Annotated in this window: 25 protein-coding genes; 24 read left to right on the forward strand and 1 reads right to left on the reverse strand. The window is 46.4% G+C overall.

Annotated features, from left to right (window positions below; translation table 11 throughout):
- Positions 1–326 precede the first annotated feature (326 nt).
- The 23 genes from AACQ75_RS07795 (at position 327) to flhB (ending at position 22,582) form a co-directional block, all read left to right on the forward strand.
- The gene (locus AACQ75_RS07795) at positions 327–1,457 is read left to right on the forward strand and encodes a flagellin (protein ID WP_026028066.1); all 1,131 of its coding nucleotides are present in this window, start codon (positions 327–329) and stop codon (positions 1,455–1,457) included.
- A 74-nt stretch (positions 1,458–1,531) separates the two neighbouring features.
- Positions 1,532–1,960, forward strand: coding sequence for a flagellar protein FlaG (gene flaG / locus AACQ75_RS07800; protein ID WP_013856302.1), 429 nt, complete (start codon positions 1,532–1,534; stop codon positions 1,958–1,960).
- A gap of 22 nt (positions 1,961–1,982) precedes the next feature.
- The gene (gene fliD / locus AACQ75_RS07805; RefSeq protein ID WP_170889805.1) at positions 1,983–3,983 is read left to right on the forward strand and encodes a flagellar filament capping protein FliD; all 2,001 of its coding nucleotides are present in this window, start codon (positions 1,983–1,985) and stop codon (positions 3,981–3,983) included.
- A 1-nt stretch (position 3,984) separates the two neighbouring features.
- Positions 3,985–4,290, forward strand: coding sequence for a flagellar protein FliT (locus AACQ75_RS07810; RefSeq protein WP_013856304.1), 306 nt, complete (start codon positions 3,985–3,987; stop codon positions 4,288–4,290).
- A 10-nt stretch (positions 4,291–4,300) separates the two neighbouring features.
- Complete coding sequence (gene fliS / locus AACQ75_RS07815) at positions 4,301–4,711, forward strand: flagellar export chaperone FliS (protein ID WP_010318718.1); 411 nt, start codon at positions 4,301–4,303, stop codon at positions 4,709–4,711.
- Positions 4,712–4,959: 248 nt separating this feature from the next.
- On the forward strand, positions 4,960–6,426 hold the full coding sequence (locus AACQ75_RS07820) for a sigma-54 dependent transcriptional regulator (RefSeq protein WP_017045739.1): 1,467 nt from the start codon (positions 4,960–4,962) through the stop codon (positions 6,424–6,426).
- A 129-nt stretch (positions 6,427–6,555) separates the two neighbouring features.
- Positions 6,556–7,614, forward strand: a complete 1,059-nt coding sequence (locus AACQ75_RS07825; protein WP_013856306.1) for a sensor histidine kinase — start codon at positions 6,556–6,558, stop codon at positions 7,612–7,614.
- On the forward strand, positions 7,614–9,023 hold the full coding sequence (locus tag AACQ75_RS07830) for a sigma-54-dependent transcriptional regulator (RefSeq protein WP_026028065.1): 1,410 nt from the start codon (positions 7,614–7,616) through the stop codon (positions 9,021–9,023). The genes AACQ75_RS07825 and AACQ75_RS07830 overlap by 1 nt, the downstream gene beginning before the upstream one ends.
- An 84-nt stretch (positions 9,024–9,107) precedes the next feature.
- Positions 9,108–9,419 carry a flagellar hook-basal body complex protein FliE gene (gene fliE, locus AACQ75_RS07835; RefSeq protein ID WP_026028064.1) on the forward strand — a complete coding sequence of 104 codons (312 nt, stop codon included), beginning with the start codon at positions 9,108–9,110 and terminating at the stop codon, positions 9,417–9,419.
- Between the two features lie 14 nt (positions 9,420–9,433).
- The gene (gene fliF / locus AACQ75_RS07840) at positions 9,434–11,176 is read left to right on the forward strand and encodes a flagellar basal-body MS-ring/collar protein FliF (RefSeq protein ID WP_013856309.1); all 1,743 of its coding nucleotides are present in this window, start codon (positions 9,434–9,436) and stop codon (positions 11,174–11,176) included.
- Positions 11,169–12,218: a flagellar motor switch protein FliG gene (gene fliG, locus AACQ75_RS07845; RefSeq protein ID WP_013856310.1), complete on the forward strand. Its 1,050-nt coding sequence runs from the start codon at positions 11,169–11,171 to the stop codon at positions 12,216–12,218. The genes fliF and fliG overlap by 8 nt, the downstream gene beginning before the upstream one ends.
- Positions 12,219–12,248: 30 nt before the next feature.
- Positions 12,249–13,052, forward strand: a complete 804-nt coding sequence (gene fliH, locus AACQ75_RS07850; RefSeq protein ID WP_047687806.1) for a flagellar assembly protein FliH — start codon at positions 12,249–12,251, stop codon at positions 13,050–13,052.
- On the forward strand, positions 13,052–14,374 hold the full coding sequence (gene fliI, locus AACQ75_RS07855; protein WP_170889806.1) for a flagellar protein export ATPase FliI: 1,323 nt from the start codon (positions 13,052–13,054) through the stop codon (positions 14,372–14,374). The genes fliH and fliI overlap by 1 nt, the downstream gene beginning before the upstream one ends.
- A gap of 3 nt (positions 14,375–14,377) precedes the next feature.
- Positions 14,378–14,830: a flagellar export protein FliJ gene (gene fliJ, locus AACQ75_RS07860; protein WP_013856313.1), complete on the forward strand. Its 453-nt coding sequence runs from the start codon at positions 14,378–14,380 to the stop codon at positions 14,828–14,830.
- Positions 14,831–15,002: 172 nt separating this feature from the next.
- Positions 15,003–17,048, forward strand: coding sequence for a flagellar hook-length control protein FliK (locus AACQ75_RS07865; protein WP_170889807.1), 2,046 nt, complete (start codon positions 15,003–15,005; stop codon positions 17,046–17,048).
- A gap of 33 nt (positions 17,049–17,081) precedes the next feature.
- Positions 17,082–17,582 carry a flagellar basal body-associated protein FliL gene (gene fliL / locus AACQ75_RS07870; RefSeq protein ID WP_017045735.1) on the forward strand — a complete coding sequence of 167 codons (501 nt, stop codon included), beginning with the start codon at positions 17,082–17,084 and terminating at the stop codon, positions 17,580–17,582.
- Between the two features lie 7 nt (positions 17,583–17,589).
- Complete coding sequence (fliM, locus tag AACQ75_RS07875; RefSeq protein WP_013856317.1) at positions 17,590–18,642, forward strand: flagellar motor switch protein FliM; 1,053 nt, start codon at positions 17,590–17,592, stop codon at positions 18,640–18,642.
- Between the two features lie 17 nt (positions 18,643–18,659).
- Positions 18,660–19,070: a flagellar motor switch protein FliN gene (gene fliN, locus AACQ75_RS07880; protein WP_013856318.1), complete on the forward strand. Its 411-nt coding sequence runs from the start codon at positions 18,660–18,662 to the stop codon at positions 19,068–19,070.
- Between the two features lie 33 nt (positions 19,071–19,103).
- Positions 19,104–19,484 (forward strand): flagellar biosynthetic protein FliO, encoded by a 381-nt coding sequence (gene fliO, locus AACQ75_RS07885; protein ID WP_013856319.1) that lies wholly within the window; start codon positions 19,104–19,106, stop codon positions 19,482–19,484.
- The gene (gene fliP / locus AACQ75_RS07890) at positions 19,471–20,370 is read left to right on the forward strand and encodes a flagellar type III secretion system pore protein FliP (RefSeq protein WP_038170156.1); all 900 of its coding nucleotides are present in this window, start codon (positions 19,471–19,473) and stop codon (positions 20,368–20,370) included. The genes fliO and fliP overlap by 14 nt, the downstream gene beginning before the upstream one ends.
- 11 nt (positions 20,371–20,381) lie before the next feature.
- Positions 20,382–20,651 (forward strand): flagellar biosynthesis protein FliQ, encoded by a 270-nt coding sequence (fliQ, locus tag AACQ75_RS07895; protein ID WP_013856321.1) that lies wholly within the window; start codon positions 20,382–20,384, stop codon positions 20,649–20,651.
- Between the two features lie 8 nt (positions 20,652–20,659).
- Complete coding sequence (gene fliR / locus AACQ75_RS07900; protein WP_013856322.1) at positions 20,660–21,442, forward strand: flagellar biosynthetic protein FliR; 783 nt, start codon at positions 20,660–20,662, stop codon at positions 21,440–21,442.
- A 9-nt stretch (positions 21,443–21,451) separates the two neighbouring features.
- The gene (flhB, locus tag AACQ75_RS07905) at positions 21,452–22,582 is read left to right on the forward strand and encodes a flagellar biosynthesis protein FlhB (protein ID WP_013856323.1); all 1,131 of its coding nucleotides are present in this window, start codon (positions 21,452–21,454) and stop codon (positions 22,580–22,582) included.
- A gap of 56 nt (positions 22,583–22,638) precedes the next feature.
- On the opposite strand, the gene smrB is transcribed toward flhB, so the two are convergent.
- On the reverse strand, positions 22,639–23,169 hold the full coding sequence (gene smrB, locus AACQ75_RS07910) for an endonuclease SmrB (RefSeq protein ID WP_013856324.1): 531 nt from the start codon (positions 23,167–23,169) through the stop codon (positions 22,639–22,641).
- 63 nt (positions 23,170–23,232) lie between these two features.
- Here smrB and prmB point away from each other — a divergent pair, with 63 nt between their 5' ends.
- Positions 23,233–24,165 (forward strand): 50S ribosomal protein L3 N(5)-glutamine methyltransferase, encoded by a 933-nt coding sequence (prmB, locus tag AACQ75_RS07915; protein WP_013856325.1) that lies wholly within the window; start codon positions 23,233–23,235, stop codon positions 24,163–24,165.
- Positions 24,166–24,328 lie beyond the last annotated feature (163 nt).

A 24,328-nucleotide genomic window follows, 5' to 3' on the forward strand; every position in this document is an offset into this window, starting at 1 on the left:
ATCATTAATTATGTTTAGAGCTTGAGAAACATCCATAAAAAAATCCAAGTGCATTAAATACACTTGGATTTTGACAGCTCTGAAGGATCGTTCAACCGATCACTTTGGCCTTAACTGATCGGCATTATAGTCGATGCAGCATTATCTTTCTTACTTTTTGACGCTAATCACATTTCTCATGCTCGCTGCATAAATTTTAAAAAAAGGCTTATTTTTTTCTAAAGGATATAAATCTTTCGCCGTTAAAGGATACGAGAGAAATGAGGTGTACCGACGTGAGGTGAGAGACACGGAAGTACATCAACACAATGCCTAAGGAGATCAATATGGCAATTAATGTAAGCACTAACGTGTCTGCAATGACCGCACAGCGTTATTTAAATAACGCCGCTGATGGTACGCAGAAATCGATGGAGCGTCTGTCATCGGGCTATAAAATCAATAGCGCGCGTGATGATGCAGCGGGTCTACAAATCTCAAACCGTTTAACGTCACAAAGCCGTGGCTTAGATATGGCGGTAAGAAACGCAAATGATGGTATTTCCATTGCACAAACCGCAGAGGGTGCAATGAATGAAACCACCAACATCTTGCAACGTATGCGAGATCTTTCTTTGCAATCAGCAAACGGTTCTAACTCAAGTTCAGAACGCCAAGCGATCCAAGAGGAAGTCTCAGCACTCAATGATGAATTAAACCGTATTGCTGAAACAACCTCGTTTGGTGGTAATAAACTGCTAAATGGTTCGTTTGGTAATAAATCTTTCCAAATTGGTGCCGATTCTGGTGAAGCTGTGATGCTTTCCATGAGCGACATGCGTTCTGACACAAAAGCGATGGGCGGTAAGAGCTATGTCGCGACAAATGGCAAAGCGCCTGACTGGTCAGTCACCAATGCGACGGATCTGACTCTGAGCTATACTGATAAGCAAGGAGAAGCTCGCGAAGTCACCATTAACGCTAAAGCGGGTGATGACTTAGAAGAGGTTGCTACTTACATTAATGGTCAAAATGGTGACATCAAAGCTTCAGTCGGTGATGAAGGTAAACTGCAACTGTTTGCCGCCAATCAAAAAGTCTCAAGCGATGTCACTATTGGTGGTGGACTGGGTACTGAAATTGGTTTTGCTGCAGGTAAAGACGTAACCGTCAAAGACATCAATGTCACAACGGTTGGCGGCTCTCAGGAAGCTGTAGCTTTGATTGATGGTGCACTAAAGGCCGTTGATAGCCAACGTGCCTCGTTAGGTGCATTCCAGAACCGTTTCGGTCATGCCATCAGTAACCTTGATAACATCAACGAGAACGTCAACGCTTCTCGTAGTCGAATTAAGGATACTGATTATGCCCGTGAAACAACCCAAATGACGAAGTCGCAGATTTTGCAGCAAGCGAGTACGTCAGTTTTGGCACAGGCGAAGCAGTCACCATCTGCAGCTCTTAGTCTATTGGGTTAACCGATAGGCGAATGGAGCTTTGTGGGGAAAGCAGTGTTTTCACTGCCAACCTATGAGGTGGAAGGGAGATTGTTATGGAAATACCATCCTACACATCGAACATCCAGCCTTACGGCTCGCAAAGTGGCATTAAATTTGCTTCAGAAAACGATGGCGCGACACGCGCTTCCTCGAAACAAAATGAGGTGAATCGTACTGAACAGTTAAGAAATAGGCAAAACCAAAGCGTTGAAGCGGCAATCGAGCTTGCACAGCAACGAGAGCAGATCAACAAATCGGAAAGAGCCAAGATGGTAGAGCAGATGAATGAATTTATCTCATCTATCAACAAAGACTTAGCGTTTAGAGTCGATGAAGAATCAGGACGGGATGTTGTGACGATTTATGAAGCCAGTACTGGTGACATTATTCGTCAGATCCCGAACGAGGAAATGCTAGAGGTTTTGCGACGCCTTGCCAGACAAAAAGACCACAGTACAGGTTTATTGGTTGCTAAGGTGTAATCGTAGTTTTTGAGGTGATTTAATGAGCTTAGGCCCGATGGGTATGAATACTGGCATGGATATCAATTCCTTGGTCAGCAAAATTGTCAATGCAGAGCGCGTTCCTAAGCAGCAACGTATTGATAATGAGCTTGGCCAAATTGATGCCAGTATCAGTGCCTACGGCCGGCTCAAAGAGTCGCTGGATACGATGAAAAATCTTATGACGAATTTTCGTCAGGAGAAGGCTTTCGCTTTGCGAAAAGTCGATACTACTGATGAAAACGTCGTCTCCGCGACAGCCACCACTGACGCAATAGCAGGTAAATATGCTATCGATGTGTTGCAGCTTGCACAGAGCCATAAAGTTGCCTCGGATGTTTTAGATAAAGAGGCAAAGTTTGGTCCTGGTAAGCTGCAGATTTCACTTGGTGATCAGAAGTTTGATGTTGATGTCCAAGCCAATTCAAAATTGATTGATATCGTTCGCGGTATTAACAGCACTAAAACCAATCCCGGAGTTCGTGCTTCGGTAATCAATGATGTTGAAGGGCCACGTTTGATTGTGGCCTCTAATCTATCTGGAAAAGATCATGACATTAAAATTAATGCTCAGTCTGATGCCGGAAATCCGCTCAAAAATCTAGAATACAAAACGCTGGAAGAACGCGTTAAAGATTTAGAAAAAGCACGCGCTGCGGCGCAACAAATCATTGCACCACTCACGCCAGCTCAACAAGCTATCGCTGCAAAAGTCGCCGAGAAAATAGGTGCGGCGGCACGCGAAGTTGACCAAAGTATGGCGAGTGGTGTTCAAGAAGTCGCCGGGCAAGTAGCTGCCGACGGTAAAGTTGCTAATGCTGCCGGTGAATTAACCGACGTCGCCGTCAAAGCTGCCGCCGCCGCCGGTGTTGCTGCCAATAAATATCTGAAACCGCAAGATCGTATTCCAGGGTGGACTGAAACCGCCTCTGGCACCTTGCTCGATTCCTACTATGAACCTGAGCCAGAGCTTGATGCAACTGCGTTAGAAAAAGCGCCAGATGTACCCGGTTGGACCAATACTGCTTCTGGTACTTTGGTTGACTCCTATGTCACCCCCAAAGAAGCGCAAGCCAAGCTTGAACAGCAATTAGCAGCTGAAAAAGCCGCGGTTGCGGCGGCGGTGCGTAGTGGTGAACTGACGCCAGAGCAAGCCAAGCAGAAAGAGCGTGAAAAGCTTGACCCGCAAGAGCGTGAGTATTTAGATAAAGTGGACAAAGCAGATGCTGAGCTTAGAGCGGCACAAGCATCGTTTGACGCCTATCAAGGTATGACTCAAGTACAAGCAGGCCAAGATTCTGTGGTGGTTTTGGACGGTGTGGCGACCCTTTCTAGCAACAACAACGTGATTGAAGATGCGATTGAAGGGGTTGATTTGACCCTTAAAGGGCAAACGGCCAAAGGCAAACCACCGGCTGAAATTGGCATCGAATATGACCGCAAAACCGTGCGCGATGATATTGAACAATTTGTCGCGGCGTATAATCAGTTTTATCAGGTCTCTAAAGAACTTGGAGGCGTTGACCCTCGGACTGGCCAAGCTGGGCCACTGGCGGGTGACAGTATTGTGCGCAGTGCAGACTCCCGCCTACGTAGTGTTTTTTCGACTAGAATTGAGCAGGCTCCAGAAGAGATCAAAAGTCTGATTGAGTTTGGTATTACTACTACACGCCAAGGGACACTTGAAATTAACTACGACATGCTAGATCGCCAACTCAATAACAACTTTAATAAGCTAGGTGAGTTCTTTGGTGGAAACCAAGGATTTGCCAAACGGGTTGAAGATGCTATTCAGAGCATGACGGGGGTGACGGGGTCGATTCGCACACGCGAAAAAAGCTTAGTAGAACGCAACTACCGTGTGGCGGACGACCAAGCGGCACTTGATCGCCGCATGGACAGTTTGGAGAAGCGAACGCATTCTAAGTTTTCAGCAATGCAAGACGCGACCAGTAAAATGCAGAACCAATTAGCTGGTATGATGAATGCGTTAGGCGGCTGATATGGAGCAGCAACTCGACCTTTTAAGTGATCTAGATCACCAAATAAGAGCAATGCTTGTCATTGATGAAATTAATACTGAAGAAATCAATCATCTTGTCGATAAAAGGGAACGGATATTGCAAAACTTACTGACGCATGCGTCAGAAAATCCACAGTTTGCAATGTCGAGCCAATGGCGAGAGGCTATTGATGAAACTAAACATCTTGTTGAACTGATGCAGTCAAAAACGGTCGAGATCGGTAGAACGCTCCAAAAATACCGACACGGTAATAAATCCGTTCAGCAATACAAAAAGTTTTTATAAGAGGAAGACTATGCGCGGTTCTTTACAGGCATACAAAAAGGTATCAGTGGATAGCCAGCTCAGTGCGGCCTCGCCGCATAAAGTCGTACAAATGTTGATGGCGGGTGCCATTGAACGCCTTATTCAAGCAAAAGCAGCAATGCTACAGGGGAATATTCCAAGTAAGGGTGAACGCCTTGGTAAAGCATTGGATATCATTATTAGCTTACGCAGTTGCTTATCGATGAGTGATGGCGGGGATATTGCAAAAAATTTAGATCAGCTTTATGAATTTATGATCACTCAGATCACCGAAGCGAATCATCAAAATGACCCGCAACCACTGGATGATGTGATCGACATCATTCGAGAAATTAAATCAGCATGGGATCAAATCCCTCCTGAATACCACAATCTGACGGCAAGCGAAGTGGGCATATAAGTTATTTATAAAACTTTAGGCACTTATTTTTTAAAGTTTTAACTGATGTCACACCAGCTCATTGCTTGGTTGCCTTATTTTTTTTATTCCATAGAATAGAAGCCATTACTAGCCTAATGGCTTTTTTTGTTGCTGAATTCCACAAATTGTCTATCGTTTAATCAAGTGATTATAGAAAAACAAAACTGAATAACGATTTTCAGAAGTGCGGCCACAATTTCTCTGATTTAAGGCAAATATTCTCACCTATGCAAGGTTTAGCAAAACTGCTTGTGATAGAAGACGATCCGCAGATCCGTCTCAATCTAAGTAACATTTTAGAATTTGTTGGAGAGCACTGCGAGGCGATCGAGTCATCCCAAATCAAGGATATTGATTGTTCAAGATTGTGGGGGGGCTGCATTATTGGATCGCTAAAAAGTGAGCAGTTAACTGATGAGATAGCTCAGTGGTTGACTAAGGCCAATTATATTCCACTTCTAATGGCAAACAAGCAGCCATATTCATTGGAAGAATTTACTCAATACGTCGGTGAACTTGAGTCACCTCTTAATTACCCTCAACTGAGTGACGCATTACGACATTGCAAAGAATTTTTAGGACGCAAAGGCGTGCAAGTTCCCTCTACATCGCGTAAGAATACCTTATTTCGTAGCCTTGTAGGCCAAAGTCATGGTATCCAAGAAGTTCGCCATTTGATTGAGCAAGTCTCAGGCACAGAAGCTAATGTGTTGATCTTAGGTGAATCTGGAACGGGCAAAGAAGTGGTTGCGCGTAACATCCATTATCATTCTGCACGCCGCAACGGTCCGTTTGTGCCGATTAACTGTGGTGCGATTCCGGCTGATTTACTTGAAAGTGAATTATTTGGTCATGAAAAAGGGGCGTTTACCGGAGCGATAACCGCGCGTAAAGGTCGTTTTGAGCTTGCCGAAGGCGGTACTTTATTTCTCGATGAGATCGGTGATATGCCGATGTCGATGCAGGTAAAGTTGTTGCGTGTGTTACAAGAACGCTGCTTTGAACGTGTGGGCGGTAACACCACCATTAAAGTGAATGTGCGTGTGGTGTCAGCGACTCACCGCAATTTAGAAAACATGATTGATGATGAATCATTTCGTGAAGATCTTTACTATCGACTCAATGTTTTCCCAATTGAAATGCCAGCGCTAAAAGATCGCAAAGACGACATCCCATTGCTGTTACAAGAACTCATGACACGTATGGAAGCGGAAGGTGGACAGCCATTTTGTTTTACCCCGCGAGCAGTCAATTCGTTAATGGAACACAATTGGCCGGGCAATGTTCGTGAGCTAGCGAATTTAGTTGAGCGGATGATCATTCTCTATCCAAATAGTCTCGTCGACGTCAATCATTTACCAACTAAATACCGCTATAGTGATATTCCAGAATTCCAACCAGAGCACAGCTCCTATGGCTCAGTTGAAGACCAAGAACGTGATGTGCTGGCGGGTATTTTCTCTGAAAACTTCAGTTTTGAAGACGTCGAAGAGATGCACGAAAATCTCAACGCACCGCAGTCATTACCTCCTGAAGGCGTGAATTTGAAAGAGCTATTGGCGGACTTGGAAGTCAATATGATCAACCAAGCCCTTGAAGCTCAAGGCGGAGTGGTAGCGCGTGCCGCTGATATGCTGGGTATGCGCCGTACGACCTTGGTTGAAAAAATGCGTAAATACAATATGCAACGGTGATTAAAAAACAGCATGGGTAAAGTTTAGTCAATATATTGGCAATGGATTAATTCTTTGATTTTAAAGAAAAATAGCCTGGCATGTATTTTGCGTGTTAGGCTATTGTTGTTTTATAGGTAGAATTTCGACATGCAGTCTCCTGACACACCCATTAATCAATCTCACTTAGATTCTGTAGAGGATCAAGTTGAGCGCTATAAACAGGTTCTTGATGTGATGCCTGCTGGCGTCATTTTGCTCGATACTCAAGGCGTAGTCAGAGAAGCTAACCCTGAAGCTCAGCGGTTATTGCAAGTCCCATTGGCGGGTGAAAAATGGTATTCCGTCATTCAAAGTGCTTTTGCGCCGAGAGAAGATGATGGGCATGAAATCTCGCTGCGCAATGGTCGTAAAGTTAGATTAGCCATTTCAGCATCAGCAACAGGCCAATTGATATTAATCACCGATTTAACCGAAACTCGGTTACTTCAATCACGCATCAGTGATTTACAGCGCTTATCCTCACTCGGTCGAATGGTGGCGTCTTTGGCACACCAAGTTCGCACACCGTTATCCAGTGCCATGCTCTATGCCTCAAATTTAGGTGCGCCTAACTTGCCAAACGCTACAAGAGAGCGTTTTCAGTCTAAGCTGATGGATAGGCTTCATGATCTTGAAAAACAAGTCAATGATATGTTGTTGTTTGCCAAAGGTGGTGACAATAAAGTCATTCAGCCGTTTACAGTGACAGACTTGGTCAGCGAATTTGTTCCCATGGTGGAAACGGCATTAAAAAATAGCGCAATTGATTATCATCAGGAAGTGGAACAAGAAGGGACTGTGGTGTTAGGTAATGCAAATGCCATTGCCTCTGCACTGAGTAACTTAGTGATGAACGCAATACAAATTGCGGGTAAGGCGTCGCAAATTGATGTCTTTTTTCGCCCGGTAAATGGTGAGCTGAAAATCTCGGTACAAGACAGTGGCCCGGGAGTCCCTGCTGCGCTGCAAAGTAAAATTATGGAACCGTTTTTTACCACTCGCTCACAAGGAACGGGGTTAGGGTTAGCGGTGGTACAAATGGTCTGCCGCGCCCATGATGGGCGATTGGAATTAATTTCAGAAGAAGGGGAGGGTGCTTGCTTTACTATGTGCATTCCACTCGAGCGTCATGCCCCTTCTTCACCAACAGAGACTGGAGAAGGATGATGGCTCAAAGCAAAGTCTTAATCGTTGAAGATGATGAAGGTCTACGCGAAGCGTTAGTCGATACTTTGGCGCTGGCCGGTTATGAATGGCTGGAAGCTGATTGCGCCGAAGATGCACTGATTAAACTCAAAGCACATCCTGTTGATATTGTTGTCTCTGACGTTCAAATGGCTGGCATGGGGGGCCTTGCACTGCTGCGCAACATCAAACAGCATTGGCCCAATTTACCCGTGTTGCTGATGACGGCGTACGCCAATATTGAAGATGCGGTCTCGGCGATGAAAGAGGGCGCCATTGATTACATGGCAAAACCCTTTGCCCCCGAAGTGCTACTCAACATGGTTAGCCGTTACGCGCCAGTGAAATCGGATGATAATGGTGATGCGGTTGTTGCCGATGAGAAAAGCCTGCGCTTATTGTCACTTGCCGACAAAGTGGCAAAAACCGATGCTAACGTCATGATTTTGGGCCCAAGCGGCTCTGGAAAAGAGGTCATGTCTCGCTACATTCATAACTCATCTCCGCGTAAAGATGGGCCATTTGTGGCGATCAACTGTGCCGCCATTCCAGACAACATGCTCGAAGCCACCTTATTTGGTTATGAAAAAGGGGCATTCACAGGAGCGGTACAGGCTTGTCCGGGTAAATTTGAACAAGCGCAAGGTGGGACCATTTTACTCGATGAGATCAGCGAGATGGATCTGAACCTACAAGCAAAACTGCTGCGCGTACTCCAAGAGCGTGAAGTGGAACGCTTGGGGGGGCGTAAAAGCATTAAGCTTGATGTCCGCGTATTGGCGACCAGCAACCGCGACCTAAAGCAGTATGTGCAGGAAGGTAATTTCCGTGATGATTTATATTATCGCCTCAACGTCTTTCCAATCTCATGGCCAGCGCTACGTGACCGCAAAGGGGATATTGAACCGCTGGCTCACCACCTTGTAGAGCGTCACTGCACTAAGCTTGGTTTACCTGTGCCTCGTATCGCGCCGCAAGCCATTAACAAGTTGCTTAGTTACGCTTGGCCGGGCAACGTCCGTGAACTTGATAACGTCGTGCAACGCGCGCTGATCTTGAGCGAGCAAGGAGACATTGCAAGTGAACATATCTTGTTGGAAGGGGTTGATTGGCAAGATGCTAGCAGCCTGCAACAAGTCGTAGAGCGCAGCGATATTGCCACACCAGAGATTAAGCCTGTAGCACAAGCCGAAGTGAACAAGCTGTTTAATAACAATGGCGCTGCATTGGGTGATGAGCTGAGAGATCAAGAGTACACCATTATCATGGATACTTTAGTCGAGTGCCAAGGCCGCCGTAAAGAGATGGCTGACAAGCTCGGAATTAGCCCTAGGACACTGCGTTATAAATTAGCGAAAATGCGTGATGCAGGAATTGATATCCCGAATTAACCCCAAAGTGGGTGATGGCATATAAATTGCTGCATCACAGAAAGAAGCAGCACAGCAGTCAAAGATTTGGCGTTAGAGGTAGCAATGAGACTTGATGGTTTAAACAGCGAAATGCAAACAATGATGTTGGAAGCAACCAATGCTCGTCCTACGGCAACTGGACAAAGTGTGAGTGCTGATTTTGGCGACATGCTTTCCAAAGCCATTAATAACGTGAACAGTTTGCAAAAGACCTCAGGTAATTTACAAACCCGCTTTGATCGGGGAGATGAAAATGTCTCACTATCGGATGTGATGATTGCTCGTAACAAGTCGAGTGTAGCCTTTGAAGCGACGATTCAAGTTCGGAATAAACTTGTCGACGCCTACAAAGAACTCATGAATATGCCCGTATAAATTAGGTAGCCGCCGTGGCAGAAGATAAGCAAACAACCGATCTTACCGTGACCAGTGGTTCTGACCACGCTTTAATGGCGAGCTCAGATCTAGACATGGACACGCAAAACCCAGATCTTGAAGAGAAGAGTTCATCCAAAAGTGATTTTGCGATGGGCGACTTGGACTTGTTGCGCCAGGTGGTGTTAGTCCTCTCTATTTCCATCTGTGTGGCACTGATTGTCATGTTGTTCTTTTGGGTTCGAGAACCTGAAATGCGCCCGCTTGGCGCTTATGAAACCGAAGAACTTATTCCTGTCCTCGATTATCTTGATCAGCAGAAACTGACCTATAAATTAGATGGTAATACTATCTTAGTGCCATCCAGTGAATACAACAGCTTAAAACTCAACCTCGTCCGTGCAGGGTTAAATCAAAACAAGCAAGCGGGCGATGAAATCTTGATGCAAGACATGGGCTTTGGTGTTTCTCAGCGCCTTGAGCAAGAGCGCCTTAAACTTAGCCGTGAACGTCAGCTTGCGAAAGCGATTGAAGAGATGAAGCTCGTCAACAAAGCTCGTGTGTTATTGGCGCTGCCTAAGCAAAGCGTATTTGTTCGTCATAACCAAGATGCTTCGGCCTCCGTATTTCTTACCTTGCGAACTGGCGCGAACCTTAAACAAGAAGAGGTCGACTCTATTGTCGATATGGTCGCCAGTGCCGTGCCAGGGATGAAACCCAATCGAATTACCGTGACTGATCAACATGGTCGGCTGCTCAGCTCAGGCTCTCAAGATCCTGTGTCGTCAGCCCGCCGTAAAGAACAAGAACTTGAACGCAAGCAAGAAGAGGCGCTGCGTGACAAAATTGATTCGGTATTAATCCCTATTCTAGGTTTTGGTAATTACACCGCCCAAGTGGATATCCAACTGGATTTCAGTGCCATTGAACAAACGCGTAAACGCTTTGACCCGAATACGCCAGCGACACGCAGCGAATATACGCTTGAAGACTATAACAACGGCAATGTGGTGGCTGGCGTTCCAGGTGCATTAAGTAATCAGCCACCTGCGGATGCTTCGATCCCACAAGACGTCGCGCAGATGAAAGATGGCTCGGTACTTGGGCAAGGTTCGGTCCATAAAGAAGCCACGCGCAATTTTGAACTCGATACCACCATCAGTCATGAACGTAAACAATCGGGTGTGGTGAATCGTCAAACCGTTGCAGTGGCGATTAAAAACCGACCATCGGTTAACCCAGAGACTGGCGAAGTCACCTATACTCCCTTGAGCGAAAGTGAAATTAGCGCCGTGCGACAAGTATTGATTGGGACGGTTGGCTTTGATGAAAACCGTGGCGATTTGTTGAATGTCTTGAGCATGCAATTTGCCGTGCCTGAAGTTGAGTCAATGGTTGATGTCCCTATTTGGGAGCATCCAAACTTCAACGATTGGGTACGCTGGTTTGCTAGTGCCTTGGTTATTGTGGTTGTGGTGCTGGTGCTGGTTCGCCCTGCGCTGAAAAAACTGCTCAACCCTGCTGCGGATGATGATGACCCAATGTACGGACCTGATGGTTTACCGATTGGTGCTGATGGTGAAACCAGTTTAATTGGCAGTGGTATTGATGGCGGTGATCTCTTTGAGTTTGGTTCCGGTATTGATTTGCCAAACTTACACAAGGATGAGGATGTACTGAAAGCGGTGCGTGCTCTAGTGGCCAATGAGCCTGAACTTGCGGCTCAAGTAGTGAAGAATTGGATGCAAAATGCCTGATAATAAAAATAAGAGTGGAACAGAAGTGACAGAATCATCGGTTGATATTTCAACAATTTCTGGTGATGAAAAAGCGGCTATTTTGTTGTTGAGCTTAAACGAAGAGGACGCCGCTGGCATCATCCGCCATCTTGAACCTAAACAGGTACAACGAGTCGGTAGCGCGATGGCGAAAGCGAAAGAGCTTAGCCAAGAGAAAGTCGGCGCGGTGCATCGTGCTTTCCTCGAAGATATTCAGAAATACACCAATATCGGTATGGGCAGCGAAGACTTTATGCGTAACGCGCTTATCGCTGCATTAGGTGCCGATAAAGCCAATAACTTGGTCGATCAAATTTTGCTTGGCACGGGTTCAAAAGGGTTGGATTCATTGAAATGGATGGACCCACGACAAGTGGCGAGCATCATTGTTAATGAACACCCACAAATCCAAACCATTGTTTTATCGTATTTAGAACCGGATCAATCGGCTGAAATTTTGGCACAGTTTGCTGAACGTGACCGTTTAGACTTATTAATGCGCATTGCCAACCTTGAAGAAGTACAACCTTCGGCATTGGCTGAGTTGAATGAAATCATGGAGAAACAATTTGCTGGTCAAGCGGGCGCGCAAGCGGCGAAAATTGGTGGCTTGAAAGCCGCGGCTGATATCATGAACTACCTTGATAACAATATCGAAGGCATCCTCATGGATCAGATGCGTGAGCAAGATGAAGACATGGCAACGCAGATCCAAGATCTGATGTTCGTGTTCGAAAACTTAGTCGAAGTGGACGACCAAGGCATTCAAAAATTGCTGCGTGATGTACCGCAAGATGTACTGCAAAAAGCACTTAAAGGTGCTGATGATGCATTGCGTGAGAAGATCTTCAAAAACATGTCAAAACGTGCAGCTGAGATGATGAAAGATGATCTGGAAGCCATGCCTCCGATTAAAGTATCAGATGTCGAAGCGGCGCAAAAAGAGATTCTGGCGATTGCACGTCGTATGGCCGACAGTGGCGAAATTATGCTGTCTGGCGGCGCAGACGAATTCTTATAATCTAACCCTGACTCAACAATAGGTAGCATTATGTCTGGAGAAAGAAAACGCGGCTTTTTACGTTTAGATGCAGACGCTAATATTGAACAAGCCAAAAAGTGGGGGTTGCCGGACTACGGCGCAGAGATCAATAAAAAAGCCAAAGAAACGGCAATGAACTACGACCCCGGTTGGATGCCAAGTTTTGATGAGCCTGTGGTTGAAGAGCCGCTGCAACTCAGCGAAGAAGAGATTGGCCAGATCAAACAAGGGGCTTATCAAGAAGGTTTGCACCAAGGCCAAGAAGCCGGATTCAAACAAGGTTATGAAAAAGGTAAAGAAGAAGGGCTGATTGCAGGACACCAAGAAGGTGTTGAGCAAGGCAAAACCGAGGGTGTCGCTGAAGGGCAAACCCTCATCCAGCAGCAGGTTGATATTTTCGTTGGTCTTGCCAATCAATTTGCTCAACCGCTAGAGTTGATGAATGCCCAAGTCGAAAAACAGCTGGTCGATATGGTTTTAACCTTGGTCAAAGAGGTCGTTCACGTTGAGGTACAAACCAATCCGCAAGTGATCTTAGATACCGTCAAATCGTCGGTTGAGTCCCTGCCTGTATCTGGTCATGCCATCACATTAAAACTCCATCCAGAAGATGTTGACGTGATTCATTCTGCTTATGGCGAAAAAGAGCTGGATTTCCGAAACTGGACATTGGTCAAAGAACCGGCATTAAATCGCGGTGACGTCCAGATTGAAGCAGGTGAATCGAGTGTGAATTATCGAATGGAAGATCGCATTCGTAGCGTGTTGAAAAGTTTTTGTGGCACCAATCGTCACCAACAAGGTGATCAATAGTGTTGTCTCTTGCCGATCGCCTTAGTCAATATAAAACCGAAGGGTTAACCTGCCGCCCAATGGCATCTGGCAAACTGGTCCGTGTGGTTGGTTTAACCCTTGAGGCTACCGGTTGTAAAGCCCCTATTGGTAGCTTATGTAAAGTAGAAACCATGTCCGGAGAAATGGAAGCGGAAGTGGTTGGCTTTTCTGGCGATAACCTCTATCTGATGCCCAGCGAACAGATAACAGGCGTACTGCCCGGAGCTAAAGTTACCCCAATGACAGGGGACGCTGGCATACCAGTCGGGATGGAGCTGCTTGGACGGGTGATTGATGGTGTCGGTAATCCACTCGATGGGCTGGGGCCTATTTATACCGAAAAGCGCGCATCGTTTAATGCTGACCCCATCAATCCATTAGCTCGCAAACCCATAACAGAACCTCTGGACGTTGGCCTAAAAGCGATCAACGGTTTACTGACGGTGGGTAAAGGGCAGCGGATTGGTTTATTTGCCGGTTCTGGTGTCGGTAAGTCGGTAACGCTTGGCATGATGACTCGTGGCACAACCGCTCAAGTGGTGGTGGTGGGGCTGATTGGTGAACGTGGCCGCGAAGTAAAAGAGTTTATAGAAGAGATTTTAGGCGTTGATGGACGTCAACGTTCAGTGGTGGTAGCCGCGCCTGCGGACTCCTCACCGTTGATGCGTTTAAAAGGCTGTCAAACCGCGTTAGCGATTGCGGAATACTTTCGTGATCAAGGGTTAGATGTGTTGTTACTAATGGACTCGTTGACTCGTTTTGCCCAAGCGCAACGTGAAATTGCGTTATCTGTGGGTGAGCCGCCAGCCACAAAAGGTTATCCGCCGTCGGTGTTTGCTAAACTGCCCGCCTTGGTTGAACGAGCGGGAAATGGCGGTCCTCACCAAGGATCGATTACCGCTTTCTTTACCGTGCTCACCGAAGGGGATGATCTACAAGACCCGATCGCTGATGCATCGCGAGCCATTCTTGATGGTCACATTGTTTTATCACGTGAAATGGCCGATGCCGGACATTACCCAGCGATTGATGTAGAGAAATCGGTCAGCCGTGTTATGCCACAAATCACCACCGATGAACATCTGTTGATGTCGAAAGCGGTGCGTCAAATACTCTCCATCTGCCGGAAAAATCAAGATCTCGTCTCTATCGGTGCTTACAAGCCGGGGACGGACCCTGCGATTGACAGTGCATTTACGCTAAAACCTAGGCTGGATGAATATTTGCAGCAGGGGATGAAGGATTCGGTTCCTTACGACATGTGCGTCAATATGCTCAAGCACGTTTTGCAAGTGGGGTAATCGATGGATAACGCACTCGAGTTTCTGCTTGATCAAGCCAAAGACAAAGAAGAAAAAGCCGTGATGGCGTTATCTAAATCGCGTGATGAGCTAGAGAGTTATTACAAGCAGTTGGCGCAGATTGAGCAATATCGTCTTGATTATTGTCAGCAGCTTATGGAGCGCGGCATGTCAGGTTTGACGGCGAGCCAATATGGACACTTAAACCGATTTCTTACCCAGTTAGATGAAACCCTTGTCAAACAAAGAGATGCAGAACAACACTTCAAAAATCAGGTAGATAACTGCCAAGAGCATTGGATGGAAGTGAGAAAACAGCGACGCTCTTACGAATGGCTCATTGAAAAAAAACAGATAGAAGCGCAACGTCTGCAAGATAAACGAGAGCAGAAGCAGATGGATGAGTTTTCTACACTGCTCTTTAGTCGGCAACGTTCTAATCAACACAAGTTTTAAGCAACATAAGTTTTAATCAAAATAAGTTTTAAGTCACTGACGCCTCAAGTCGTCAACGTGTCCAATAAGATGGGTGTCATACTTTCTTATCGATATTGAAGGCTTGGCTCATTTCTTGCTTCTGACTAATCACGGAGTTCATTAGGTTAATCCACTGCGCCATCGTCAAAAAATGATGAAACATGACTTACTGGCCAATAATGAATCCGCGTCATCCTCTGTTTTTAGTGCGAGCATCATGGATATGAATGTAAATATTACAACACCATCCGACACCTCTAAAATGGCCAGCGTGAGTAGAGCAGGCTCTGATGCGGTGAGTGAAGGTTCTGAATCTCAAGGTTTTTTTGAAAAACTGACCGCCCTCATTATGGGTCGTAGCACTGAATCTTCGGCAGAAACTGACTTTAAGGCGCTTGATGAGGGAGCGGTGCTCACCGATGACGTGGCAGCCCAAAGTAGCGATGCCTTGTTAGATAAAGAACTTGGTGAGGCATTGAGTGAAGAGGCCGATGTTGATACCGCGCAAACAAAATCACCCCCTTCAGCAGAGGTTGATGACTCCGCTCTTCAGCAGAAAACAGCACAAGTGATGAGCGATGGCGATGAAATCCTTGGCCGTTTAAATAGCGCCAATCAAGCACTTGCTGACCAAAACGGCAAAACCTTGCCACAAAACACTCATCCGGTAGACGTGCAAATCGACGACAACGCAGGTGACTCCTCGGATCAAGTGGAGCAAAAAGCGCCAGCGGCTGCGCAAATATCAGCACAGGATGCATTCGCTAAACCCACTACTGAATCAGTAGCACTGGCGTCAGTGAATGAGCAAGCTCCATTATCTGATCAGCACATCACGGAACAAGATGCAGAGCGTGTGCTGCCTATTCAGCAGGGCAAAGAGCGTTTGATGGCTGCGGAAGGTTCACCTACGGCATCAAGCTTAAACGCAGAGACTGAAGAGAATGGTGAACTCATCCTGCCGGAATCAGTCCGAAAATTCATTCAGCCGCCTCAAGATACAAAGTCAGTGCAAGCAAGCGCTTTGTCGCAAGCGATAGAAGATGAGGCCACTTTACTTGCCACAACTGAAGTTGGCGATGCAGCAGTTAACGCGGTGGCAAAAAGTGACAACACCATGCCCATAGAGCCATCACCTTTGGTTGAAGCGCAAGCACTTGATTCACAATTGACAACAAATTTAGCAGAGGGCAAGTTGCCACTCTCTCCATCTACGAATACACCTCAAACCGATTCGGAAAATGATCAGCAAGGACTGCCCACAGAGGCGTTATTGACTGCCGCTGCCATTCCTTGGGCGAACACAGTTGTTGCCGAAGGGCAAGCATTACCTCTAGATGTGGCACAAAGTGAAACGGTCCTCAAGGGTAAAAATACGCCGGTTTCATTAGCCCATTCTGTTCAGCAAGCCTTAGCTCAGCAACAATCTCAAACCATGCAGGCTGCCGTGGCGGCAGACAAAGCCGCACTAGCATCGTCACCTCTTGTTACAGCAAGCAATGAGTTATCCAATGTACAAATACAACAGTTAGCGAATGCGGCCGCGATACCAGCTGCAACCCATGCCGAATTGCCACTCAACCCCGCGCTATTCAAAGCCGGATTAGGCGCGAAAGCGTTATCGGGTGTGAATGATGCAGGGTCGGCTCAAGAGCAAAAAGAGGGCACATTAGCGCAGCAGCTTTCGAGTGCTTTGGGGCAACATGGTTTGAACGCGACGCAGAGCCGTGCTGACAACTTGCAAGCCGCGCAACAGCCTCCTTTGTTGCTTAACCGAGAAATGGCCAGTGAGCAAATGGCGGAACGGCTGCAAATGATGATGTCGAAAAACCTTAAACATGTCGATATTCGCTTAGATCCACCGGAATTGGGGCGTTTACAAATTCGTATGAATATGAATGGTGATCATACGACGGTTCATTTTACGGTCGCTAACCATCAAGCACGTGATGTGATTGAACAATCTATGCCAAGGCTACGAGAAATGTTGGCACAACAAGGTTTGCAGTTGGGTGAGACCTCTGTCCAACAACAGAGCGCTGGTCAGCAACAAGCGCGCTACACTGCCGACGGGGATGCCCAATCTGGTCAATTGGCGCGCAACGGAAGCTATTTAGACGAAGAAAACCTTGATACAGACGTCAAACTTGATTTGAATGTCGCATCAAAGCGTGATGGAATCAGTTATTACGCTTAAACTAATATTAAAAATAACGACATAGAGAACATTATGGCCGATGAAGAGTTAGGCGCGGAAGCCCCCAAAGGGAAGAAAAAACTGCTGATTATCATTATTGCTGCCGTAGTGTTACTGCTTGGTGGTGGTGGTGCAGCTTTCTTTTTGATGAGCGGAGATGAGGGTGAAGCCACGAGTGAGCAAGCCCCCGCAGCGCAGCAAGCTTTGCCAACGGATCCTGTAGCTTACGTTAATATTGCACAGCCGTTTGTGTTTAACGTCACGGGTGATAAGAAAGATCGTTTGGTGCAAATCAAAGTGCAGTTGATGGTGCGAGGTTCAGAAAACGAAAGCCTTGCACGTTACCATTCACCTTTAGTGGAAAGTTCTTTACTGGCCACTTTTGCGTCTGCCACTGTGGAACAGCTTCGTAGCCCTACCGGGCGAATTGAGCTGAGAGATAAGGCGACAGATGATATTAAAGCGGCACTCACTAAAGCGGTTGGGCAACCTGTGATCGAAAAAGTGTTGTTTACCGATTTTGTAATGCAGTAGGTGAGAAGTGACTGATTTATTAAGCCAAGACGAAATTGATGCCCTGCTTCATGGTGTAGACAGTGTTGATGAGGCGGAAGACGATGACGATGTTGCCGATAAGTCGGCGATTAACTTTGACTTCTCTTCGCAAGACCGTATTGTCCGTGGGCGAATGCCTACGCTGGAGCTTATCAACGAACGTTTTGCTCGTCACATGCGTATTAGTTTGTTCAACATGCTGCGTAAAACGGCTGAAGTGTCGATTAACGGCGTACAAATGATGAAGTTTGGTGAATACCAAAATACGCTTTATGTTCCGACCAGCTTGAACATGGTGCGTTTTCGTCCGTTAAAAGGGACCGCGTTGGTCACGATGGAAGCGCGTTTAGTCTTCATTTTGGTGGAAAACTTTTTTGGTGGCGATGGCCGTTTCCACGCTCGAATTGAAGGGCGCGAATTTACGCCAACAGAACGTCGTGTCATTCAATTACTGTTAAAAATTGTTTTCGGTGACTACAAAGAAGCTTGGTCACCGGTGATGGGCGTTGAGTTTGAATATTTGGATTCAGAAGTGAACCCAAGTATGGCTAACATCGTTAGCCCAACGGAAGTGATCGTAGTGAGCTCGTTTCATATCGAAGTCGATGGCGGCGGCGGCGATTTCCACGTGGTCATGCCTTATTCGATGGTTGAACCCATTCGTGAGTTACTCGATGCGGGTGTCCAGTCGGATAAAATGGAAACCGATGTGCGTTGGAGTTCTGCACTGCGCGAAGAGATCATGGATGTACCCGTCAATTTCCGAGTCAATTTATTAGAACAAGACATTTCATTGCGTGACTTAATGGATCTACAAGTAGGCGATATCATCCCAATTAAAATGCCCAAAAACGCAACGATGTTTGTTGAAGAGCTGCCTACTTACCGAGTGAAAATGGGCCGCTCTGGTGAAAAACTGGCGGTTCAAGTCTCTGAAAAAATTAAACGCCCTGATGTAGTAAAAACGGATCTCGCCTTTTTAGGCAAAGACATCATGTCTGAATTTGAAGATGATGACGAAGAAGATAACGAAGAATAATAGAGTAGGTAACGAAGATGGAACCAAGTGACGACCAAAGATTGGCAGACGAATGGGCAGCCGCATTAGGGGAAGACCCGTCCGCGCCTAGTATTGATGTAGATGAAGTTCTGGCCGCGCCTCTTGATGAATTGAAAGACACTTCACCACCGATCACCGAAGATGAGCGCCGCAAACTTGATACGATTATGGACATTCCGGTGACCATTTCGATGGAAGTGGGACGTTCGAAGATCAGCATTCGTAACTTACTGCAATTGAACCAAGGCTCGGTGGTTGAGCTTGATCGCATCGCGGGTGAGTCATTGGATGTGATGGTGAACGGAACCTTGATTGCTCATGGAGAAGTGGTAGTGGTTAACGATAAATTCGGTATTCGTTTAACCGATGTAATCAGCCAGACTGAGCGTATTAAAAAGCTGCGTTAGCATAACGTCAGTTTACGAAAAAGAAGTATTTGGATGAAAAAACTGATCGGTTTATTGCTCTGTTCAAGCCAAGCGATGGCAGCGCCGAATGATCACTTAGATTTAGCGACCACTTTCGGGTCGCTTTTGTTCGTTATTGCGCTAATTCTCTTTTTGGCTTGGGTGTTAAAACGAATGCGAGTGCCCACGTTCGGTAATCAAAAAGGGTTGAGCATTGTACGTCAACTGCCAGTGGGTACTAAAGAGCGTATCGTTATTGTGCAAGCGGGAGAAGAACAATTTCTCGTCGGAGTCACGTCACAATCCGTCCAATTGATCGCAAAATTAGATGCCCCACTCAAACAGGAGGAGGCTGAGGTCAGTCCGTTTGCCGGTCAACTGACTCAGCTGCTAAAGAAAAATGACAAGAAATAGTCGCACGGCCTCATTGGGTTACCTTGCTCATCTATGGCATCTTTCTATGTTGCTGGTGGCATTATTGTTTACCCCGTTTGCGTTTTCAGAGCAAGAGTTAGCCACACCAATTCCTTCCAGCGCCGTAGGCGCAGAAACGGTGACAGTAACGGCGATGAATAAAGACAGTGGCGCCTCTAAAACCATAGCCGCTGGTAGCGTCAGTGGTGGTGGCGGTATTCCAGCATTTACCATGACGACCAATTCAGATGGCAGTCAAGATTACTCGATCAATCTACAAATTTTAGCCTTGATGACCATGTTGGGTTTTTTGCCTGCCATGGTCATTTTGATGACTTCCTTTACACGTATCGTGATTGTGATGTCGATCTTGCGCCAGGCAATGGGCCTGCAACAAACGCCGTCAAACCAAGTAATTATCGGCATCGCTATTTTTCTCACTTTTTTCATTATGTCACCAGTCATCAACGCCATTAATGAGCAAGCTGTGCAGCCATATCTCAATGAGCAGATGACGGCGCGTCAAGCGTTTGATACGGCTCAAGAGCCACTAAAAGCCTTCATGCTGAAACAGACGCGAGTCAAAGATTTAGAAACCTTTGTTGAGATATCGGGCTCTGACGCAACCAATCCTGAAGAGGTCTCGATGGCGGTGCTGATCCCTGCGTTCATCACCTCGGAGCTAAAAACGGCGTTTCAAATCGGCTTTATGCTCTTTTTACCCTTTTTAATCATTGATTTAGTGGTGGCGTCTGTTTTGATGGCGATGGGTATGATGATGCTTTCGCCGATGATCGTCTCGCTGCCTTTTAAACTCATGCTGTTTGTACTAGTGGATGGATGGAACTTGATCCTCTCAACGCTAGCCGGCAGTTTTGCTTTATAGCGGGGGCGCGAATGACTCCTGAAGTCTTTGTTGAGCTGTTTCGAGACGCACTGTGGATGGTGCTTATCATGGTGTGCGCCATCATCATCCCGAGTTTGTTGATTGGTTTAGTGGTCGCCATTTTCCAAGCCGCGACCTCAATTAACGAACAGACGTTGAGCTTTTTACCGCGTCTCATTGTGACGTTACTGGCACTGATGTTCTTTGCCCATTGGATGACGCAGATGTTGATGGAGTATTTCTTCTCTATCGTTGAACGGCTACCACAGGTGCTGTACTAGGAGCTTGAATGGAGTACCCAACAAGCCTCGTTTTAGAGTGGATTGCTAGCTATTTTTGGCCCTACACTCGTATTTCCGCCATGCTGATGGTGATGTCAGTCACTGGGGCCCGCTTTGTTCCGACCCGAGTGCGGCTCTACTTAGGTTTGGCTATTACCTTCGCCGTGATGCCCGCGATTCCTGCCGTTTCAGAGACCGTTGAACTACTTTCATTTAAAGGTTTTTTGACCACCTTTGAGCAGATTATTATTGGCGTTGCAATGGGCATGATCACCCAGTTTATAATCCAAACCTTTGTTATGCTTGGCCAAATATTGGGTATGCAAGCCAGCTTAGGTTTTGCTTCAATGGTCGACCCCGTAAACGGGCAGAACACCCCTCTGCTTGGTCAACTGTTTATGTTTTTAGCGACCTTGTTCTTCTTAGCAACCGATGGTCATTTAAAGATGATCCAACTGGTGGTATTCAGTTTCAAAACCTTGCCTATTGGCGATGGGGCATTAACGACCGTGGATTTTCGTGAGCTCGCATTGTGGCTGGGAATTATGTTTAAAGTGGCGCTGAGTATGTCTCTTTCTGGCATCATTGCGCTATTAACCGTCAACTTATCATTTGGTGTGATGACTCGTGCAGCCCCTCAGCTCAACATTTTCTCGTTGGGTTTTGCGTTTGCGCTTTTGGTCGGCTTGTTACTCTGTTGGTATATTTTAGGCGGCCTGTATAGTCACTACGAACTATTCTGGTTAGAAGGCGAGCAACAAATTTGTCGCCTTATCCGTATGAACTGTTAGGAGGCGCGTTTGGCAGAGTCAGACGGTCAAGAACGTACCGAAGACGCCACGCCCAAGCGATTGGACGAGGCGCGAAAAAAAGGTCAAGTCGCTCGTTCAAAAGAGTTAGCGTCCGTTTCGGTACTGGTAGTGGGTGCGATTGCATTGATGTGGTTTGGCGAATCGTTAGCCCGAGCCTTGTACGCTTTGATGGGTCGAATCTTCAACTTAAGCCGAGAAGAAGTGTTTGATCTCGGAAAGTTGTTTGATATTGCGGCTGGTTCTCTTGCGACCCTGATATTGCCACTCTCGCTTATCTTAATCACGTTATTTATTGCTGCATTAATTGGCGCGGCTGGCATTGGTGGAATTAACTTTTCTGTCGAAGCTGCGATGCCAAAGCCCTCCAAAATGAACCCGCTCAGTGGCTTAAAACGTATGTTCGGTTTGCAAAGTTGGGTTGAGTTATTTAAGTCCATTTTAAAAGTACTGCTTGTTTCTGGCGTTGCTTTTTATCTGATCAATGCATCGAAAGAAGATCTATTTCAACTGAGCATGGATGTCTATCCACAAAATATTTTCCATGCGCTCGATATCTTACTCAACTTCGTGTTGCTGATCAGTTGTTCTTTATTGGTCGTGGTCGCCATCGATATCCCATTCCAAATCTGGCAGCACGCTGACCAATTAAAAATGACCAAGCAAGAAGTAAAAGACGAATACAAAGATACGGAAGGAAAACCTGAGGTTAAAGGCCGAATTCGGATGTTGCAGCGTGAAGCGGCTCAGCGGCGGATGATGGCGGAAGTGCCACAAGCGGATGTAATCATCACCAACCCAGAACACTTCTCAGTTGCGCTGCGCTATAAACAAAATACGGATAAAGCACCGATTGTGGTGGCTAAAGGCGTCGATCACATGGCGATGAAAATTCGTGAAGTAGCACGTGCGCATGATATACACATCATCCCCGCACCGCCTTTGGCTCGAGCGCTTTATCACACAACCGATCTTGAGCAGGAGATCCCCGACGGGCTTTTCGTGGCGGTTGCGCAGGTACTGGCTTATGTCTTTCAGCTTAAGCAGTATCGTAAACGCGGTGGCCAAAGACCCAAACTCGATGAAAATAACATGCCGATTCCACCGGATTTACGACATTAATCCTCATCGTTATGCTGGAGCAAAAGCGTTAATGCTGAAGTTAGCGTCAGTTTAAATCACTTATCAGGAATAGAAAGCAGCACCAATACCGCGCCATGCCCGCCAAATTCAAGGGGGGCTTGATGAAACGCCATCACATCAGGATGTTGAGCGAGCCAGAGAGGAACTTTTTGCTTGAGAATGTGTTTACCGATCCCATGTTGGACACAAGCGCAGTGAATATTTTCTTTCACACAATAAGCAACCATCGCCCCGAGCTCTCGTTTCGCTTCTTGCTGTGTCATGCCGTGCATATCCAAAAATACATCCGGCACATAGACGCCACGTCTTAACCGTTTAACTTCATATTTCGACACATCATCACGAGCATAGCGTGTCGGGCCTTCATCGCTGAGTTTTGGTATAAACTCATCGGAAAAATAAAATTCGGTATCGCTGGCTTCCCGAGCAATACGGCGGATTTCTTTTTGTTTGGGGTTTCTGTTTGGCGGCTGGATTATGGTATCCTGTCGCAACTTTTTAACGCCCTTTACTGCATCCCGAAACAAGTCGAAAGCGTCATCGTGTTCGGTCTCTTTTTGGCTCATTGGGTTTGGTCATTTTCTAACAGATCGATATTGGCAGTATTGTAGCGCTTTTCGGAGGCAATTTTGGATAAGATTTTTGTAGAAGAGGCGGTTTCTGAACTTCACACGCTTCAAGATATGATTCGTTGGACGGTCAGTCGTTTTAATGCCGCCAACTTATTTTATGGTCATGGGACCGATAATGCGTGGGATGAAGCCGTTCAGCTAATCCTACCGACACTCTATCTTCCGATTGATGTTCCTCCGCATGTACTGAATTCTCGTTTAACAGGCAGTGAACGTCTGCGTATTGTTGAACGGGTGATTAAGCGTATTAATGAACGTACTCCTATCGCTTATTTAACCAATAAAGCGTGGTTCTGTGGCCTTGAGTTTTATGTGGATGAGCGAGTACTGGTGCCACGTTCACCGATTGGCGAATTGATTGAAGCGCAGTTCCAACCTTGGTTGATCGACGAGCCTGTACGCATTATGGATTTGTGTACTGGCAGCGGTTGCATCGCCATTGCGTGCGCCCACGCGTTCCCTGATGCTGAAGTGGATGCGATTGATATCTCAACCGACGCACTGCAAGTGGCAGAGCAAAATATTCAAGATCACGGTATGGAGCAACAAGTTTTCCCGATCCGTTCCGATCTATTCCGCGATTTGCCAAAAGAGAAATATGACTTAATCGTGTCGAATCCACCTTATGTGGATCAAGAAGATATGAATAGTTTGCCCAAAGAGTTCAAACACGAACCAGAACTCGGCTTAGCCGCCGGTACCGATGGTTTGAAATTGGTGCGTCGTATTTTGGCCAATGCGGCGGGGTACCTCACCGATAACGGTATTTTGATCTGTGAAGTGGGCAATTCGATGGTGCATATGATGAACCAATACGACCACATTCCGTTTACTTGGCTTGAGTTTGAAAATGGTGGGCATGGCGTATTCATGCTGACTCGCCAGCAGTTGGTTGATTGCGCTAGCGACTTTGCGCTTTATATCGACTAATGCCGTACGCATAAGAAAAACGCCAGCCACAGTGCTGTAATGCCGATCAGTTAAGGCCAAAGTGATCGGTTGAACGATCCTTCAGAGCTGTCAAAATCCAAGTGTATTTAATGCACTTGGATTTTTTTATGGATGTTTCTCAAGCTCTAAACATAATTAATGA

The organism is Vibrio sp. B1-2 (genome assembly GCF_963888445.1).
Lineage (GTDB): Bacteria > Pseudomonadota > Gammaproteobacteria > Enterobacterales > Vibrionaceae > Vibrio > Vibrio anguillarum.